11 protein-coding genes are annotated in these 17,878 nt (G+C 57.9%); 4 read left to right on the top strand and 7 right to left on the bottom strand.

Annotated elements, in window-relative coordinates; translation table 11 throughout:
• Positions 1-56: 56 nt before the first annotated feature.
• The 5 genes from IPK32_23155 to IPK32_23175 all read right to left on the bottom strand — a co-directional run bounded on the left by IPK32_23155 (position 57) and on the right by IPK32_23175 (position 6,269).
• Positions 57-1,142 carry a hypothetical protein gene (locus IPK32_23155; protein ID MBK8094783.1) on the bottom strand — a complete coding sequence of 362 codons (1,086 nt, stop codon included), beginning with the start codon at positions 1,140-1,142 and terminating at the stop codon, positions 57-59.
• A 21-nt stretch (positions 1,143-1,163) separates the two neighbouring features.
• Positions 1,164-1,391, bottom strand: a complete 228-nt coding sequence (locus IPK32_23160) for a hypothetical protein (protein ID MBK8094784.1) — start codon at positions 1,389-1,391, stop codon at positions 1,164-1,166.
• Entirely contained in the window at positions 1,351-2,136 is a 786-nt protein-coding gene (locus IPK32_23165; GenBank protein ID MBK8094785.1) for a hypothetical protein, read from the bottom strand. Before IPK32_23165 ends, IPK32_23160 begins: the two co-directional genes overlap by 41 nt.
• Positions 2,137-2,387: 251 nt before the next feature.
• Positions 2,388-2,840 (bottom strand): hypothetical protein, encoded by a 453-nt coding sequence (locus tag IPK32_23170; protein MBK8094786.1) that lies wholly within the window; start codon positions 2,838-2,840, stop codon positions 2,388-2,390.
• 78 nt (positions 2,841-2,918) lie between these two features.
• A complete protein-coding gene (locus tag IPK32_23175) occupies positions 2,919-6,269 on the bottom strand; it encodes a serine/threonine protein kinase (GenBank protein ID MBK8094787.1) in 3,351 nt (1,116 codons plus the stop codon).
• A gap of 104 nt (positions 6,270-6,373) precedes the next feature.
• Between IPK32_23175 and IPK32_23180 the strand changes: the two genes are divergently transcribed.
• Positions 6,374-6,949, top strand: coding sequence for a hypothetical protein (locus IPK32_23180; protein ID MBK8094788.1), 576 nt, complete (start codon positions 6,374-6,376; stop codon positions 6,947-6,949).
• Positions 6,950-7,181: 232 nt separating this feature from the next.
• On the opposite strand, the gene IPK32_23185 is transcribed toward IPK32_23180, so the two are convergent.
• Both IPK32_23185 and IPK32_23190 read right to left on the bottom strand, forming a co-directional pair.
• A complete protein-coding gene (locus IPK32_23185) occupies positions 7,182-10,478 on the bottom strand; it encodes a hypothetical protein (GenBank protein MBK8094789.1) in 3,297 nt (1,098 codons plus the stop codon).
• A gap of 374 nt (positions 10,479-10,852) precedes the next feature.
• Positions 10,853-16,171 carry a pentapeptide repeat-containing protein gene (locus IPK32_23190; GenBank protein MBK8094790.1) on the bottom strand — a complete coding sequence of 1,773 codons (5,319 nt, stop codon included), beginning with the start codon at positions 16,169-16,171 and terminating at the stop codon, positions 10,853-10,855.
• 179 nt (positions 16,172-16,350) lie between these two features.
• Here IPK32_23190 and IPK32_23195 point away from each other — a divergent pair, with 179 nt between their 5' ends.
• From IPK32_23195 to menB, 3 genes are read left to right on the top strand one after another with little or no spacing between them, the layout of a single operon-like run.
• The gene (locus IPK32_23195; protein ID MBK8094791.1) at positions 16,351-16,587 is read left to right on the top strand and encodes a hypothetical protein; all 237 of its coding nucleotides are present in this window, start codon (positions 16,351-16,353) and stop codon (positions 16,585-16,587) included.
• Positions 16,584-17,015: a putative toxin-antitoxin system toxin component, PIN family gene (locus IPK32_23200; GenBank protein ID MBK8094792.1), complete on the top strand. Its 432-nt coding sequence runs from the start codon at positions 16,584-16,586 to the stop codon at positions 17,013-17,015. The genes IPK32_23195 and IPK32_23200 overlap by 4 nt, the downstream gene beginning before the upstream one ends.
• A 7-nt stretch (positions 17,016-17,022) precedes the next feature.
• Entirely contained in the window at positions 17,023-17,835 is an 813-nt protein-coding gene (gene menB / locus IPK32_23205; GenBank protein ID MBK8094793.1) for a 1,4-dihydroxy-2-naphthoyl-CoA synthase, read from the top strand.
• Positions 17,836-17,878: the final 43 nt, after the last annotated feature.

Consider the following 17,878-nt stretch of genomic DNA (forward strand, 5'->3'; position numbering starts at 1 on the left):
ACTACTTGGTAATAATGATTCGTGATAATAGGCTTATTCAGCAGGGGCTTAATCCTTCACTCCGCGACCATCCGGTAAAAGCGTGCTCCAGCGGAGACAGGGCGGATGGGGGTTTTCGGCGGGCCGTTGTCGATCCATTGGACGCGGCTGCCGGTGCCTTGGATTTTGGGCAGGACACTGTTCCAGTTCACCAGATCGCTGGAGTACTGGATGGTGTAGTTTTTGCCGGACTCGGTGGCGAATTCGAGCAGCACATCTCCACCGTTCAGCGTGGCACGCGGAGCGAGGGAGGAGGTGGTTCCTTCGACAATGGGCGGTGCGGCAGTAATGCCGACGGCATCCAGCGTGGGATCAGGTGTGCCGACGCGTGGGCTGGCGTAGAACTCCAGGGTGAAAGTCACGCTCTGGCCCGCAGGCACGAGCTGGGTGATGTCCACATAGGGCACGGCATCGACGATGCCGTGGCGGTTCCAGACCTGCCAGTTGCTGGCGAGGTTCCGAATCCAGACCCGGAAGGCCGAGGCGCGGGTGCCGGTGTTGGTAAGGACGTAGTCCCGCAGCAACATGCCTGTCTGGCGATCCGTGCGCAGGTCACCACTGGCAACCACGGTGGCGGTGACGACGCCCGGCTGCACGGTGAGCGTGGCATTCCCGAAAGTGATGAAGGGATCAAGCGTCTGGCCCGCGCCATCGACAAAGAGGTCCTCGGTGTTGCCAAGCGTATTATATGGGGCGAGCTGGAGGGTGTAGCTCCCCTCTGGCAAACCTGTGATGTTGAGCTGCGCAAAGATGCCTGCGATGTGGTTCGGTTTCGCGGTATTAAAGATGTCCACCGTGCCTTTTCCACGGCCTACGCCTGGATCATCATCCCGCTGGATGCCGGTGCCGCGCGGGCCATCGAAGTCGAGCGCGTTCGCCGGCTGCACAAAGACCACGCCTGTGAGCCCAGATGAGCCGACGACCTCGACCACGACACCGTAGCTGAAAAGACCGCTCGCTGGCACGGGAGCGATTGTGATCGGTGCATTGAACGGCGTGCCCGCGATGCTAATGTAGCTCGCCTCCGGGAAATCGACGAGGTAGCTCTGGGCTGAGGCCAGCATGGGCAAAAGCAGGCAGGTGGCGGCGAAGACGGTTCTCATAAGATAGAAGACAGAGGGTGCTTAGAAGCGGTATTGCACGGCGGTGCCGTAGGTAAAGCCATCCAAAATGGCCTTGTAGGAAGAGGGGCCGACGCCGGCAGAGAGAGAGCTCATCCAGTCATGGCGGCCAAAAGCGCTAAGGCTGATCCGCGGGGTGATCGCGTAGGAGGCCTGCCATTGGAGGTAAAAGCCACCCAGCACATCCAGGTCAGAGCTTTCTGCTTCCCATCTGCCAGCAGGTGTCGTCACACCTCCCGGAGAAGCCTGTCAGCTCCTCTTTGAAAGTGGCCCGCCAGTCCACCAGGTTCATCGCAAAGCCAAACGATCCACCAACGGACCAAGGCCCGCGTTGAAACTCCAGGACCGGTCCCAGCGACAAGACGTAGAAGTGAAGTTCGAGCGACTCCTCGATGGAGTTGGTGAAGACACCGGTTTGAGTGCCGATGAGTGTGGAAGTCAGCACACGGCTTGTTGGCACATTGTCAATGACGGGTGCCGGCCCAGGCGGATTGAAAACGCCTGAATACGGTGCTCCCGGCGGCACCACGCCTTGCAGCGCGTAGGTGTCGGTGGCCGTGTCGTTGAACGATTGTGACTGCTGTGCGGCACGGAAGGTGGAGGAAGCGTTGTGTGTCTCCATACTCGGTGCGATGAAGCCTAGGCTAGCCCCCAGGTGCCAGCCTTTACCCACATCGACCATGCCCGTGATGCTCAGTGCCGGAGTCGCCGCGCCCTCCCGATCAGTTTTCCAGGCGGGATCAACAGCGCTGGCGAGTGTCTGGCTGAAGACTGTGCTGGCTCCCGTTCCGTTGAAGACGAGGTTTGTGCCCTGCACCTGACTGTTGTCGTTGTAGCCCCAAAAGGCGGTGGTGCCGGGCAGAAAAGCTCCAGGATTAGTGGTGTTGATGTCCTGGAAGACGAAACCGTTGTCGTAAGTTCGGTCCGCGAAGCCTTTCTCGGGACCAAACAGATTGCTCACTGATGATGCAGGCACCAATTGAGGAAGAGTTGCCGATCCGGAAAAAGATCCGGTGTCAAAACGAATGCCGCCAAGCGTGCGATAAGAAGCCCCGGCTTCAAAACGCCAAGAGACGTCCCAATCAGCCCCCATGCTTTTTTCTAAAGTGAGAAGAACCAAGCAGAGAATGGCAACAAGCTGGCGAGACATAAAAAGTAGGATCTATCTAGCGATGCGACTTTCCAGGGATAACAAGAGGCGCTGACCTCGGAGCTCCACTGGCCGACTTATTGGTCGTCCGTGCGGTAGATGGCGAGGTATATCCATAGGCTGATGGTGGTGGTGCCGGTGGCGACGTGGGAGCCGTCGCTGGGGTCTAGCGGATCGAGCACACTGGAGTGCGTGAGCTCGTAGATGTCGTCGATGCCGTCACCATCCGTGTCCTGCGGGGAGAATTTGCTGTAAGGGACGGCGCGGAAGAAGCCCTTGGTGACGCCGGGTGCGAGGTCGAGTACGGAGTCGATACAGAGGCTCATGTCTGCTGGTGCCCAGTTTGCGAGGTCATGTGAGTGCTCAAGGAGGTAATAGACACCTGGATTGCCCGCGAACCCGACGGTGAGAATGCCATTTTGCACCGGGAGGCCGGAGATGGCGTTCAGGTCGGCGGCGCGGCTACTCGCCGTGCCAAGGTAAAAAGCGGCAAGGAGCCAAAAAGGGAGGATGGAGCGCAGAAAGTACATTCTGCCTGGGTATTCCCGAAAAAGACTGCCCCGGTGACAGTGGCGTGGAAATATTTTTCTGTCAGGGCCTCTTTGGCTTTACCGCTGCCGCTGCTTCAGCAGCCACCGCAGGTTTTCGATCAGGGCAGGGCTGTAGGGGTAAGTTGGATCGAAAAGGGTGCTGGCGGCGGCGGGGTCGTTCCAAGCGCGGAGGTAGGCGTAAAGGTGCTCGATCTCGCCATGTGGATTGGTGGACATCTCGGTGACGAGTTGGTCCACGATCTGGCGGACACGGGTGGTGTGCTCGGGCGTGGCCGGGGGGAAGGCGGTGCTGAGGAAATGATGCTCGAAAAGCAGGCGGTAAAAGCGCAGGACGAGCTCACGCGGTGGATGGAGGCATAAAGTGTAGTCCTGGGCGAATTTTCGGCCTTCTTTGCTTTGCAGCACGGCGTTGAAGGTGCTGATCCAGGCGGGATCGGTGAGGAAGGTGCGGTGAATGGTGATTTGGACTGCGGGACGGTCTTCTTTGCTGAGATGGCGGCTGGCGAAGGTGGTGAGTACGTCGCCCAGTGTTTCACGGTTCCAGCCCTGAGTGAGGCTGTGGAGCAGGAGGCTGTCGATGAGATGTAGCGGGTGCCTCATGGTGACGGTGGCGGCGATAGAGCGGGCCTTTTTCCATGCGTTCTGCGCTCGTTCTTCGGCACCCTGCAGCCGATAGAGCATGCCTTCGAGTAGCCAGAGGCTGGTGTGGAGGCGGTTGTCTAGTTTTTCGGGTGTGACTTCGCGGGCGGCACGGATGGAGGTGACGGCAGCCTGGAGATCCGACTGGCGTGCGGCTCTGCGGGCCTGCTCCATGTGCCAGGGTGCCCGCCCGTCGGTGGAGGTCTGCCATTTTTCGAGGGCAGCGGTCAGTTGGGGATCGTTTTCGGAAGGGCTGAAGCGACACCATTGGTCCAGGCAGTTAGTGATGGCGATGAGGCTTTCTGGGAGCAGGGAGTAGCTGTCTCGGGTGCTGAGACCTTTCTGAAAGAGGGCTCTAGCCTCCGCATCCTGCTGGGCAAAGTGGAGGGCCATGCCGAGGCGGTTGGCGAGATCGAGCGGCGGGGTTTGTAGTTTCTCAAAAGCCCGGTGAATGGTGCTGACCTGTAAGGGGTCGATCCTGGGCTGCACAATACCCAGGCCGATATGCACCAGGAAGTGCGAGAATTCACGGGAATGGGGACCCACCACGGACTGCAAGGTGGCGGGCGGCGGGTGGTTCGGCAGCAGGGCGGCATAGCGGGCGGTGGCCTGCCAATCCCGGGAGAGGAGGCTGTGAAAGGTGAGCTGGAGGAGACTGCGGTCTCGCCAGGTGGAAGGGGGTGAGGGGATGGTTTTCTCCCACTGTACTACGGCGGCACCGCGCTCCCCCTCTAGCCAAAGACACTGGGCGATCTTGCTATTTGCCTCTGGGCCGACATGGGGATCTCCGAGGAGGTTTTCATACAGATGGCGAGCGGCGGCCCACTGGCCCTGCGCGGCGAGTAGGTCCGCCTGCTCCAGTGGACTGACGGCATCCGCATGCCGATTGCGTAAGGTGAGGCGCTGTAGCCCGATGTCCGAGGGCCAGGAGATGCGGGCATGGTTGTTTGGCTGGGAGGAACCGAATGCAAAAGGGGAATCTAGCCGCAGGTGCCACCGGTCATTGAGCGTGGACTCTGCCCATTCACGCTCCACTCGCAGGGTCATGCGGAAGGGATGGTCGAGCAGATGCGCATCGGGAATGAGGATGCCGTGCTGGAATGAATCATTGAGCTTGTAATAAAGGACGTAGCTCTGTGGGTCGGCCGATTGGAGTCCCATGTGGGTCAAGATGATCTTGGGTGCGTGACTCACCTTGTAGAGCAATAGAACGAGGTCGGCGTTTTGATGGGCGAAATCCAAAGCGATGTGGTGGAAGCTTTTCCCCTCTGCGACAAAAATGCAGTCGATCTCCATCGGCACGCTGGCTGCATCGGTGACTATGATAGCGGGGGGGTTGCTTTTAGCCTCAGTATGGGAGGCGTAGAGCAGGCCATCGACCTCGCTGATGTGGGAGCGGTGAAGAAGGCCGTGCATGTCGCTAAAAGGAGGTCGTAGCTCGGCAATCGTCTGCCAGCGGCCGCGGCGGGCGGTGATGAGGCTTTGGAGATGCTCTGCCTGCTCTGGGAGGCGGGAGCTTAGCCACTCGGCGGTGTTGCGCAGCCAGATGAAGTCCGCTTCGAGCAGGTGGGGCTGCTGGAGGCGAGCCTCGATGTCATGCACGACGTCCTGCTGGTGGTGCTGGCGGAGCGTGGTGGCCAGCGTGGCGTCATGCTGGGCTAGAGCGGCGAGGGTGGCCTCTGCATCGCTTAGGCTGCTTTTGCTCCAATGCTCATACTGCATCGCGGTGGTGAGCCGCGTCTCTAGGTCGAAGCGCTGCCTCTGGGCGGCCTGGCGTTGTCCATTCCATAACGCGATGCTGCCGAGAACGAGGCATGCGGCCAGCGCGGCGGTGAGGGCTGGCTTCCGGCGGGCGTGCCGGACGATGCGCGTCGCCAGTGACAGTGGGCGGGCTTTGACCGGCTCTCCGGCCAAGAACCTTTCGAGATCATCGGCGAGCGTGTTGCCATCGGTATAGCGGTCTTGCGGTTGATGGGAGAGGGCTTTGAGGAGGATGCATTCCAGATCACGCGGTACGGCGGGATTCAGCGCGGAGGGCGGAGCGGGGCGGACTTCGTCATTATGGCGCTGGATGATGACGGTGAACTCTCCGGGATGTGGATGCACCTGCGTGAGTAATTCATACAGCGTGGCTCCGAGTGCATAGACATCCGTGGCCGGGGTGATGGGGCCGCGTCTTTTGTCAAACTGCTCCGGTGCCATGTAGGGCGCAGTGCCGAGCGCTTCATTCGTCAAAGTCAGCGTGAGGGTATCCTCCACCTTGGCGATGGAGAAATCGACTACGATAGGCTGCTGGCTCGTGGCATGGACGAGGATGTTCGCGGGCTTTAAGTCCCGGTGGACGATGCCGAGTCCGTGGAACCACCCGGCAGCTCGGGCGATCTGGGCCATGAGACGTACTCGATCCGTGAGGCTGAGCTGATGCGTGGAGCACCATTTTTTCAGATTCAGCCCTGGGATGAACTCCATGACGAGGCAGGCGTGCTCCTCGGTGATTTTGAAGTCGAGGATCGGCACGACATGCTCATGAGCACCGGCTTCGCGCAGTTTGGTCAGTGTCTCGCCTTCGATCTCTAGGCGGGCGAGTGTTTGCTCATCGCCCGTGCGGGCGGGATCGATCATTTTCAGGGCGACGATGCGTCCCGTGGCGATCTCCCTAGCACGCCAGACCTGGCCCATGGCTCCGGTGCCGATCTTTTCCAGTACCTCAAAGCGCAGATCCCAACCAAAAGACTGGAGTAGGGCTGAGTGTGCGGCGGCTGACGACATGCAGGAGAATACGGGCAGATGTAAGCTTAAAACGCTCCGTTCTGTTAGGAAAACTGTCACAATCATCTGCCTTTTCGGGTACGAAAGGGGGAAGATACTCTCCCATGCAGTTTAGCCCACGTCACTTTCCCACCACCTCACATACCCTGCTGGTGAACTTGAAAGACACAGACCCGCGTGTGCGAGAGGTGTCGCTGGCACGCTTTTGCACGATCTACTACCCTGCAATGTATGGTTTTGCACGCTCCTTGGGTCTAAAGGAACCGGATGCGCAGGATCGCGTGCAGGACTTCTTTGCCGAGGTGGTGAAGGACGACATGCTGCGAAAATTTGACTCCAATCGCGGTGCTCATCTCAGCCACTGGCTGATGAAATGCTTCCGCAACATCGACAGCAATCATCGGCGAGCACACAGTGCGGTGAAACGCGGAGGAGGTGGGATTTTTGTCGAGTTCGATCCTGAGCATGCAGAGCATAGCTTTCGGGCGGCCCACATAGCCCATCTAGCTCCAGAGCCTACTTTCGATCTGATGTTAGCGCGTGAAATCTGGCGGGCCGCGCAAAAAGCCCTGCAAAATAAATATGACGGGAAAGGGCATGAGGATCTGGTGGCAGACTTGCTCCCACTAGTGCTCACGGATCGCTGGCCGCCGCGCCCCGCCCCAGCCAGGAGGAGCTAGCGGCTCGTCACCAGACTTCATCCATGCGGCTCAAGGCCTTTTTTAATCGCACCCTGAAGACCCAGGCAAGAAAGCATTTTGATCACGAAGCCGCTCTCGACTGCCCGGGCATCACGGAATCGGACATCCAGCACCTCTGGAACCTCCTATGCAAGTATGGTGAGGAATAACGCCTCACCTCATTTACGAATTAACTCATGAGGGCCACCCCGGGGCGTTGTTCTGATGTTTTTTAGCGGTCCGAATGCTTGTAAATGAGCATTTGGTCTTCCTGGCGAAATTCGAGATAGGGTTTGGCGGCTTCGGCCTCTTCTGGAGTGCTGTTCACGACAAAGCGATTGTTTTTGAATGGCCCACCACCGTTGACTCCAGTGAGCATGAGCTCGACGGCGCGATCCACGGTCTTCACGTCTTCGAGTTCGCTGGCTCCGCTCGCTACCGCGGCGTTGAAAACTGAGCAAAGCGTCTGGGCGCTGCGCCTGCTTTTAGCCACAGCCGCAGCGTCACGACTTTCTTCCATGTCTTTCTGTGTGGGGGCGCTGCGCCGGATGTCGCTGGTTGTTTGGGGAGTGAAGCGGAGGGTTTTGGTGAGCGCATCAAATTTAAGGTAAGGCCTAACAGCCGCAGTCTCCGCTGGTGTGGTCTTGAAGTAGAATCGTCTGCCTGCGAACACGCCAGCTCCCTCCACGCCGGCATTCAGTAGCTGGATCACATCTTCCAAAGTGTTCGCATCCGCGAAGTTCGATGTGCTTCCGGCTGTGGCCGTTTCATAAGTGGCTGCCAAGTCGATGGCCTTGCGCTCAGCCTGAGTGGCAGAGATTTCGGAAGGGGGACTCTGCCGCACTTCACGGCTCACGTTCATCACCGTGGGACGCCTTTCGTTGCCGGACATGGAGGGACGGCTGGTGCCGGAGGAGAAGCTCAGGGTTTTGGTGAACGAGTCATACTTGAGGTAAGGTTTGGCGGCTTCGGATTCACCTGGTTTGGCTCTGGTGTAGATGCGTTTGCCTTCTAATGCTCCGGCTCCGGCCAATCCGTCGGTGGTCAGGCGTTCGACCACCTGATCGAGAGTCTGAAGCTGATCGATATCCTTCGAGCCTGTCGCTACGGCGACGTCAAAGACGGCGACTAGCCTTCTTGCGACCTGCTGGGCTTCGTGGGCTGTGACTGCGACGGTGCTTTGGGGTGCCTGGGCAGTCTGATTGGCCCTGAGTTTAAGATTGTACTCGCTCTGGCTCATGCCGTCTGGAGTGAAGGCTAGGCTATGCTGGATCAAATCCATGGTGAGGTGGCGTCTGGCGGCCGCAGCTTGTTCTGGCGTGGTTTTTGCGACGAAGAGTTTGCCTGCGAATGCTCCGCTACCATTCACCCCTTTATTCAGACGCTGGATGGCTTCTTCCACGGTCTTCACGCTGTCGAGCTCGGTGCTGCCTGTCGCCTTCGCTGAGGCAAAGGCGGCGGATAAACTCCGTGCTGTGCGCAGTGGATCGGTGTCTGAAGCCGCGAATACAATGGGGGACTTGGGGTTCGGCCATGGCGTCGTTTCGGGATTCACCAGCATGGCTAGCTCTTTGAGGCCTTCCATCGGCACGTCGGAGCCTTCCACTTTCACGGACTTGGGCGCATAGCGGAGGGTTTTGGTCTGCGCATCGTATTGGAGATGCTTGCAGGCCTCTGTGGCCAGTTCTGGCGTGGATTTTGAGATGAAGCGTTGGTCCTTGAATGTGCCACTGCCGTTCACCCCTTTATTCAGCCGCTGGATGACCTCTTCGGTCGTTTTCACATCATCGAGCTCGGTGGTGCCAGCGGTCTTGGCAGCTTCAAAGACCGAGGCGGCTTGCTGTGCTGTGCGCCAGGCACTCGCGAGCACGATCTCGGCGTTGATTACGCGGACAAGTTTTTCCAAAGCGGGTGTCTCCATGAGTTCTGCCTTGGTGGTGTATTGCAGTGTCCACTTCATGGTGTGGTACAGTTCGTCATTCAAAACCAGATCGGGATGCTTGTTGGCGTGGTCCACTAGCAGCGCAAAAGCGCCGCTGCTGGTCTGGTTCTGCATGGATTTGCGCATCTCTATTGGCAGGGCGTTGAAAGCCTGTGCGGCCTGACAAACGTGCTCGACTCGTTGCACCGCGATTTTTCGGATGTAATCGCTGCTCCGAGACGGCATGGGCTGAGCGGCTGGAGCGACTTCTCGTGCGATTTCCGCCCTCTGGGCGCTTACAGGATGGGTGGGGGCTCCCAGTTGAATGTCTTGCCCGTTTCGCTTCATCACGGCTTTGCTGGGGCTGGCCGCCATCACTAGATTTTGGAGCGGAAGCTTCTCTGTTACTCCAAAATCCTCCTCTTTGGCTTGGGAGGCCAGCTCACTGGCCAGCTTCAGAAAGGTGTCTTTGTCTGATGCTCCTGCTGGGACCGAGAACGAATCTTGGTTGAAGCGATCTTTGAGTTCCGCCTCTCCGCCTGCCACGAACATGTCCACCGAGATCGTCTTATCATTCAAACTGAAAATGGCAGCCACCCAGATCGGTCCTTGATTCCATATCGCTAGCAAATCACGCCCTCTCGCAGACTTACGGACTACCTTGGGGGTTTGGAACTTTTCAGCCAGCCAGTTCACATACAGCATCGTTGACTTCGACCCGATGCTACAGGCCGTCTCGTAGTCGATCCTCACGACACGGCCATCTTTCGTGGCGATATTCTGGTGTGAAAAGACCCACTCTTCACCGAAATAGTCCGCGCTGAACCACCTGCTTTTGGCTTCAGGCGGCAGGCGGTGGAGCAGGGGATTTCTCTCCCAGGCCTCCTCGATCGTTTCGCCGATTTTCGTCCCGAGGGCACGGGCAGGCAGGAACTTCTGCAAAAAAGCATCATCGACAGACGGATTGGACGGCACGGCGGCACCCCAGACCTGCTCCAGCGGAGCGCTCAGCTTTTCCGGCGGCCGTGGAAAGGCTAGCCAGACGATGCCGCAATCCGCCGGCTCCTTCATGGATGCCGTCCAGGGGCTTTTGCTTCTCACTGCGGCGACCACGATGCCCGTGCTCGTTTGAATCACAGGATCACCCACGCGGATCGCAGTGTAGGACTCCGCTTCCTCCAAGGTGAGCATCGCGCCGTCACCGATGGCATGGCCGGGCATGATCGGCCCACCAGGATGCAGATTGGTCAGCACGGCCTGCTTCGGGCCTTCGGCGGTGAGGATCGTCATCTCATCCTTGTAAAGGATCAGCGGTAGCGGCAGACGCTCACGCACCAGCGGCACGGCCCCTGGTGGCAGCTCCGCTTCCCACACCCACATCATGCTATGTGCGGCATCCGGTGGGCTCCGCAACAGTGGCCCCAGCTTCACCAACTGGCCCTTATACCGGATTTCGCTCGGTCCGCGATCGTGCTGCTTTTCGAAACCCAGCGCCAGAGCCGTCTTATCGCCCAGTTTGATGAAAAAGGCATGGGTTCCCTCCTTGTGAGTGTCATTGTCGTTATGAAAGACGTCGATGTCGTTTCCGATGACATCAGCAAAGGACACATTCGCCGGTATCGGCAGGGCAGAGTGTTGAGACCTTTCGATGTGTAGATCCCGCACCCTCGGGTCCACCGGTGGCCCCTCCGCCCATAGGGATAGAGAACCCACCGCTAGAAATGCGAACAGTCCCCACAGACTGGAGAGGGGACTCTTAAAGCGAGTGGGGGTGACAGGACGGAGCATGTTACATTATAATTACTATAATTTAAATGCGCAACAATTTCGGCCTTTCGGCTTTCGAGCCGCTTTTATGGTTTGTCCTATGCCCCCTAGGTGAGAGGGGAGGTATCACAGTCTTTTACACTGCAATCTTCATGATCATAGCTCCGCAGAAGAGGGCTCTATCCGGATTTCCCTAGCAGGGTAATACTCGGCCCTCATTGCCTCCCGAAATACACTGGCGGGATCAGCGGCTCGTCATCGGCGAGTTTGAGGTGGGGATCGACCTCATCCAGCTCTCCCAGCTCGTAGCGGACGAGGCCGGAGACGTGCCAGAGGTAGTCACGCATGTTTCCCACGGCGCGGTAGCGTCCGTCCGGGCGCAGGGCGGCGTAGCTGTCCCCATGGGCCAGCAGAATGTCCATGCAGTTTTCATTATCAGCGTCCCAGATTCGGACTGTGCCTTCGGCACTATAGGAGAGGAGAAGTAGAGCACCATCGCTCTTCCCTTTCCAAAATGAGATGCTAACTACGGAATCACTATGACCGAGGAGTATCCTATTTTGCCGACAAGAATTTGTATCCCAAATCCTGATGGTGTTATCAGATGATCCGCTGGCCAAAAGGCTACAGTCTGGACTAAAGGCAACGCTCCAAACTGCGGCGGTGTGCCCAATGAGTCGAGCATTCTCGCTCCCAAGTTGTGCATGCCAGATCCTCACAGAATTATCCTCGGAGCCGCTAGCTAACCAACGGCCATCGGAACTGAACGCCACGCAATAAACCGACCCTGAATGTCCCGTGAGGAAATGTTTGCTACGTCCGCTGTGAGCATCCCATAGACCAATTGTAGTATCTCCTGATGCGCTTGCTATCTGAGTTGATTTAGGGCAATATGCGACACCCCAAACGATTCGACGATGGGCTGCCAACACCCCGATTTCTTCACCATTTTCAATACGCCAAATACGAATTGTGCAGTCGTCAGAGCCACTAACAATAACCTTGTCCAAAGGATCAAATGTAACGCACCGGATTCGGCCGCTGTGTCCATTAAGCACGGCCTCAATTTTTAACGAGTCAGCATTTCGAAGGTTTATTGAACCGTCACTCGATCCAGTGACAAGACACCTACCGTTTGTGCTGCAAGCTAAACAGTATATCGCATCTTGATGGCCATCCAGAGTTTGCACAATATCGCCCTTCGCAAGATTCCATATCCGCAATAATCCATCCGCGAAACCGGCAACAATCCGTGCCCCACCTGAAAACCATGAAGCACAAAAAGCTGCGTTCTGGTAAGTCCTTAAAGAATGCGTCTTCGTGAACTGAAAGCAATCCCAAACACCTAGACATCCTTCATCGCCCCCGCTCGCCAATTGATTGTCTGCGCCAAAGCAAAGTGCTCTTATTTGTCCTTTCTCTGGCATTGAACTAACCAACGCTCCATCCGTTGAGTTCCACATGCGGATAGTTTTATCAAATGAGCCTGTTGCGAACAAGGAACTGTTAGGAGCAGAGGAGACACACGAGACTGCATTTGTGTGGCCTTTGAATTTACTGATAAGAGCACCACTTGGCATTCTCCATTGACGAAATGTGTTATCGGAAGATGTACTTACCAGTACTGAGCCATCGTGAGTGAACGCGACGCCAGTTACAGGCTCAGTGTGATCTTTGATCCCTCTTAGATACTGTCCATTAGCGCTGCTCCAAAGACGTATATACTGGTCATTGCTCCCGCTGGCGATCAAAGCGTGTTGTGGGCTGAATGCAACGCTTGTCACAGCTTTTAAGTGACGCTTCAAAATGTGTAAACAAGAGCCGTTCTGTATATCCCAAATTCTAACAGTCTTATCCTTCGAACCGCTAACAAGCTGCCCCCCGCCCGGGCTGACAGCCAAACAGGTAATGGCTGCATCGTGACCCACCAATAACTTAAATTTCTGTTTGTAGAGATCCCATATTCTTATCGTCTTGTCATCTCCACCGCTCGCTAGAAAATGGCCGTCCAAGCAAAATGCCAGCCCCCTTACCCAGCCTTGGTGTCCCTGGAGAACCCTGAGAATTCGGAAACTACTAGCATCCCAAATTACAATGCTGCCATTCTCGTGGCCAGCCGCGATGAGTCCGAAGCGAGTATTCCAAGCCACACTATGTATCCGAGATACGGCAGATGCGAATGACAGAGTGTGCACTGTTGATAAGCGCACTTGCCCAACTCCGACCATGCTCGGCGAATCAGTTTGATCTAAGACCGCACCCGCCAACCGAGCTAGGTGCCACTGGCTCCCCGTCAGCACCGCACCCCGCAAATCCGCCCCGATGAGTGTGGCGCGGGTGAAATCGGCTTCAGTGAGGTCGGCGCCACGCAGGTCGGCATGGGACAAATTCGCGCCAGTGAGGTCGGCGCGAGTGAGATCGGCCATTTGCAAATTCGCACGGAAGAGATCGCTGTGTCGTAGGTCCGCCTCCAGTAAGTGAGCCGCGTAGAGATTCGCCGCACTCAGATTGGCTTCGTAGAGTTTCACACGCTCCATTCTGGCGTGTTGGAAGTCCTCGCCAAGCAAGACACGTCCGCTCAGATCGGCTCCTGCAAGGTTCTTGACCGCATGAGACTGAATGACTGTGCCATAGCGATCTTTCAGACGCTTCAAGAGGAGTGTTCCGTTTGATTTCGCATATTGCCGGATATCCGCGCTAGTGTTGCTGGAAGTAAGTTGTGCTGCCCATTGGCCCGCATGTGCCTGCCCGGCGAGGTCGATGAAGAAGTCCGCCATGAGAGAGGGCATTTCTCCCTCATCCAGCTTTTTGGTGTCGCCATGCTCCAGCAGCTCCCGCGCGGCCTGATCTGCCACGAGCCATTCCAGGACGGACTGGTGGATGAAGGTGAAACGGCCGTCTGCGTCCCGCATGAGCAGGGTGCCGGAGCCGAGCTGGTGCGTGGCGTGCATTTCCTGGCCGACCTTGTCCGGCGCGAATTTTTCCAAGATGCGTTGAGTGTGATCCCCCAGCTCGCTAAGCGAGATGAAGCGGTCCGTGGTGCGCCAGAGAGCCTGAGCCAGGTGTTGCACGGCATCCAGCATCTGCGGCACAGTGAAAAGCTCGGCGGAGCCGGGCTGGTTCATGCGCCGGTGCTCGAAAGGCAGCCACTGGCCCTCCACTACGAGGCGGTACACGTCTCCCGCCGAAACGGTGCCGCTGCCGGGCTTCCGGGCCTGTTCCAGGGTCTCCCGCGGCACCTCGGTGATGAAGGCCAGCATGCGCGGAATGCGAGAGAGGTCGATGAGGTCCTCCACATCCCGCAGCAGGCGCATCCAGTCTTCCGCCTCCGATGGGAACCGCTTCTGGAGGAAGGCCTCGATCTGCGGCGACTCGAAGGGGAGCAAGTGGCAGTAGTGCAGGCCCTGGACGCCGGCCTGAAGGGCCTCGGCCAGCTTGTTCCGCACCTGCTTGTCACTCTCGAAGTGGCTGGTGCGGCTGGTAACGACGATGTGCGGTGCCTCCCCCTGTGCGGCGGCGATGATTTCATTCAAATGATCTGCCGCTCGCATGTAGCCGACACGCAGCGCCAGTTCGTCAAAGCCGTCGAAAAGCAGAGTCACAGCGCCCTCGCGGACCATGTGGTTGAGCTTCTTCGGGTCGCTGGGCTGTTTATGATCCGCAAACTGCGCCCCGAGCATGGCGGCGACGGTTTTGGCCTTTTCCATGCCGCGCAGCTCGACCAGGATCGGTCGCATGCAGGGCACGGCGGCCAAGCGGCGAGCCAGTTCCAGCATGAGGAAGGTTTTTCCCGTGCCCGGCTCTCCCAAGATCAGTGCAAAGGCCGGTCCTGGCTGCTGCATCCACCCTGCCACCTCCGCGAGTGCGTCGGCGGTGGTGTCTTTGATGGGGCCGGCCTCAAAATTCATCCGCTGGTCCACATACCAGTCCGGGCGGTAGGCGGCACGCTTCTGAATCTCCTCCACCCGCGCCGTCTGGCCTTGGATGAAGTCCGTTAGGTCCAGCAGCCCGCGATACTGAGCGATACGCTGCAAGCGGATGCCCAGCCTGTCCGCATGCGCCTGAACCGCCGTCGGAATCTCCGCACCATCGCCGAAAATGCAGTCGGCCATGAGCCGCGGCTCACTGGCGCGGTACTGACGGACAATATAAGCGTGGAAGGCATCCAGCTCCTCCGTGGTCGGGCATTGCAGGCAGGTCGCCAGCGGGCGGCAGGTGTGAATGCCGCTCTCTGTGGTGAAGCTGACGCTGAGACAGCGCATGTCCTCATGCTGCCAGTGCAGCGGCTCGACGCGTGCTCGTTCGTGACGTAGCTCGGTGAGGCGGACGATGTTTTCGCGGAAGAGGTCCGCTGCGCTGATCTCGCTCGAAAACTCTCTGCTGATGATTCGGGCGAATTCTCGGGAGCTGACATGGTGAGTTGACTCGATGCCTTCAAAGCCGCCATCATCGACCGATGGGTTGAATATCGCATGAGCGGAGCCGAAGTCCGCCCGATCGGTGATGATCCACTCGCTGCCGTCTAAGGAAAGGCTGTTGTCGCCGATCCACTTGGGTGGCGTGGCCGCGCCATTGTAGCTGCGGCAGTGGCGGGTGATGCTGTCCTGCCGCAAGGTGATGATCTGGTATTGGTTCGGCACATCCGTGGGGATGGCGTCCGCACCACGAGTGACGAGTGAGGCGCTACCTGTCGAAAAAACGGGCACGTCGGGCTTTATGAGGGCGTCTTTCGCCTGATGAGTATGCCCGTGAAGCACCAGATCGAGATGTGGGGCCAGAATGCTCTGCATGAAGTCCTCATCTCGCAGGTTTTCATTATCACTGCGGCAGCCACGGCTGATATTGTGATGGACTGCTGCGATGCGAATCCAACCCGCAAACTCAGGCGCGGAGAGACGGCCTTCGAACCAACGGAGTTGTGGCTCACCGCAGAAGCCGTGGTGTCCTGGATCAGCGAGGGCCTCCACTGCCGCATCATGCCCCTCATCTATGGTCGAATTCAATCCTGCCACCACGAGTGTCAGCTCATGGATCGGAAACAGCGTCCAAGGCTCCGCTGGCGTGAAGGTGATGCCTGAGCTGTCGGCATAAAAAGCATCGAAAGCAGCCTTGAACTGCTTCCACTTGGGGAACCAAGGAAAAACCGGGATTTCACCTTCTGCTTCACACTCGATGAAGTAGCTCTCACACTGCTTGCGGTTGATGTCGTGATTGCCGGGAATGACGATGACCCGGTCCCGACTTAAACCCAGGTGCTCGGCCACTTTGCCGAGGAAGTCGAAGGCCTGGGTGAACTCCTTCGCCAGCCCCCACTCCGCCAGATCGCCCGTGCAGATGATCAAATCCGGCTTGGCTATGGGAGCCTTGATCTTCGCCGTGGTTTTGCCCATCAAGTGATCTAGGTCGAGGATGAGCCGCTGGCTGAGGGTGTCGTATTCGTTGGGCGGCGTGCCTGGATGCGCCTGCGAATAGCGATGATACTTCCCAAACTGCATGTCAGAGATGTGGAGGATCGTGATGGCGTCGACGGGCATGGGGTTCTTTTAGCCGTAATGGGAGGGATTTGGCAATCGGGATGAATTCCTGATTTCGGATTGATGCGCTTCGCTTCCCTTCGGGCAGCCTGCGGCTGTCTGTCTCGCTTCGCTTGGCTCCTGAATCCTGAGTCCAGTGAGTATTTGCGGCTGAATCGCTGGCGTGATAGTCTTTCAACATGAGCTTAACCTTGAATCCACCAGAGAAAAAGCGGCCTGTATTGCACCAGCGCATCGATGAATTGCCCGATGAGGATCTCGATCTCGTGGAGCGTATGCTGGCGCGATTGGAAATGGACCGGCTGTGGCGACAGGTGCAGGATGGCTTCACCCAAGACTGGGCTGCTGGCAGATACGAGCGACTGGATGAGATCATCCAAGAGGTGCGGACTGAACTACGACAGCGTGCCGCATGACTGCCGTGGTCGATACCAACGTGGTGCTACAGGCACTCAACCAACGGCACCCTTTTGCAGTCATTTTGCATGCATGGTATGCTGGGCGCTTCATCTGGGCGTTCTCGACGGATATCCTGATGGAATATCAAGAAGTGGTCATCCGCCAGTCTGGTACGGCTCGCTGGCAGGTTTTGGAGCGCCTACTCGATCTGGCTTCCGTCCACCGTGGCAACACTCGACTTGTCTCTCCCAGTTTTTTCTTCCGCACCATCTCCGCTGACCGCGACGACGATAAATTCGCCGACTGCGCCATCGCGGCGGAGGCGGACTGCATCATCACGGCTGACCATCATTTTGACGTGCTCATCGGTTCGGGCTACAAACCGCAGCCGTTGACGCCGGAAGAATTCATCCGCCAAATCAGGAATCAAAAATCAGAAATCTAAAATTCTCATGTGGACCCCCATCAAAACCTTCACGGACATTAAGCTGGAAAAAACCAGCGACGGCATCGCCAAGATCACGATCAATCGGCCGGAGGTGCGGAATGCTTTTCGCCCGCTGACGGTGCGGGAGTTGCTGGAGGCTTTTGACATCGTGCATGAGGATCGGGACGTGGGTGTCATTATCCTCTGTGGAGAGGGGCCGCTGGCGTTTTGCAGCGGCGGGGATCAGAAGGTGCGTGGGGAAGCTGGCTACGTGGGTGATGATGGCGTGCCGCGGCTGAACATCCTGGATGTGCAGCGGAAGATCCGTACGCTGCCGAAGCCAGTGGTGGCGATGGTCGCGGGCTACGCCATCGGCGGTGGACATGTGCTGCATGTGGTGTGCGATCTGTCCATCGCGGCGGATAACGCGAAATTTGGCCAAACAGGGCCGAAAGTGGGCAGTTTTGATGGCGGACTCGGCAGCAGCTATCTCGCCCGCATTGTGGGCCAAAAGAAGGCCCGCGAAATCTGGTACCTCTGCCGCCAATACGATGCGCAGCAGGCGCTGGACATGGGCCTGGTCAATAAAGTCGTCCCGCTGGCCGAACTTGAGTCCGAAACGCTGCAATGGTGCCGCGAGATGCTCCAGCACAGCCCCATGGCGCTGCGCTGCCTGAAAGCCTGCCTGAATGCCGATTGCGATGGTCAGATGGGGCTGCTCGATCTGGCCGGGAATGCCACGCTGCTTTACTACATGAGCGAAGAGGCCCAGGAGGGAAAAAAGGCCTTCGTGGAGAAGCGGAAGCCGGATTTCTCGAAATTTCCGAGGTATCCTTGAGGTGGCTACCTGGGCAAAGAGGATCATTAAGTGACACTTTGAG

The sequence above is a fragment of the Verrucomicrobiaceae bacterium genome, from assembly GCA_016713035.1.
Lineage (GTDB): Bacteria > Verrucomicrobiota > Verrucomicrobiia > Verrucomicrobiales > Verrucomicrobiaceae > Prosthecobacter.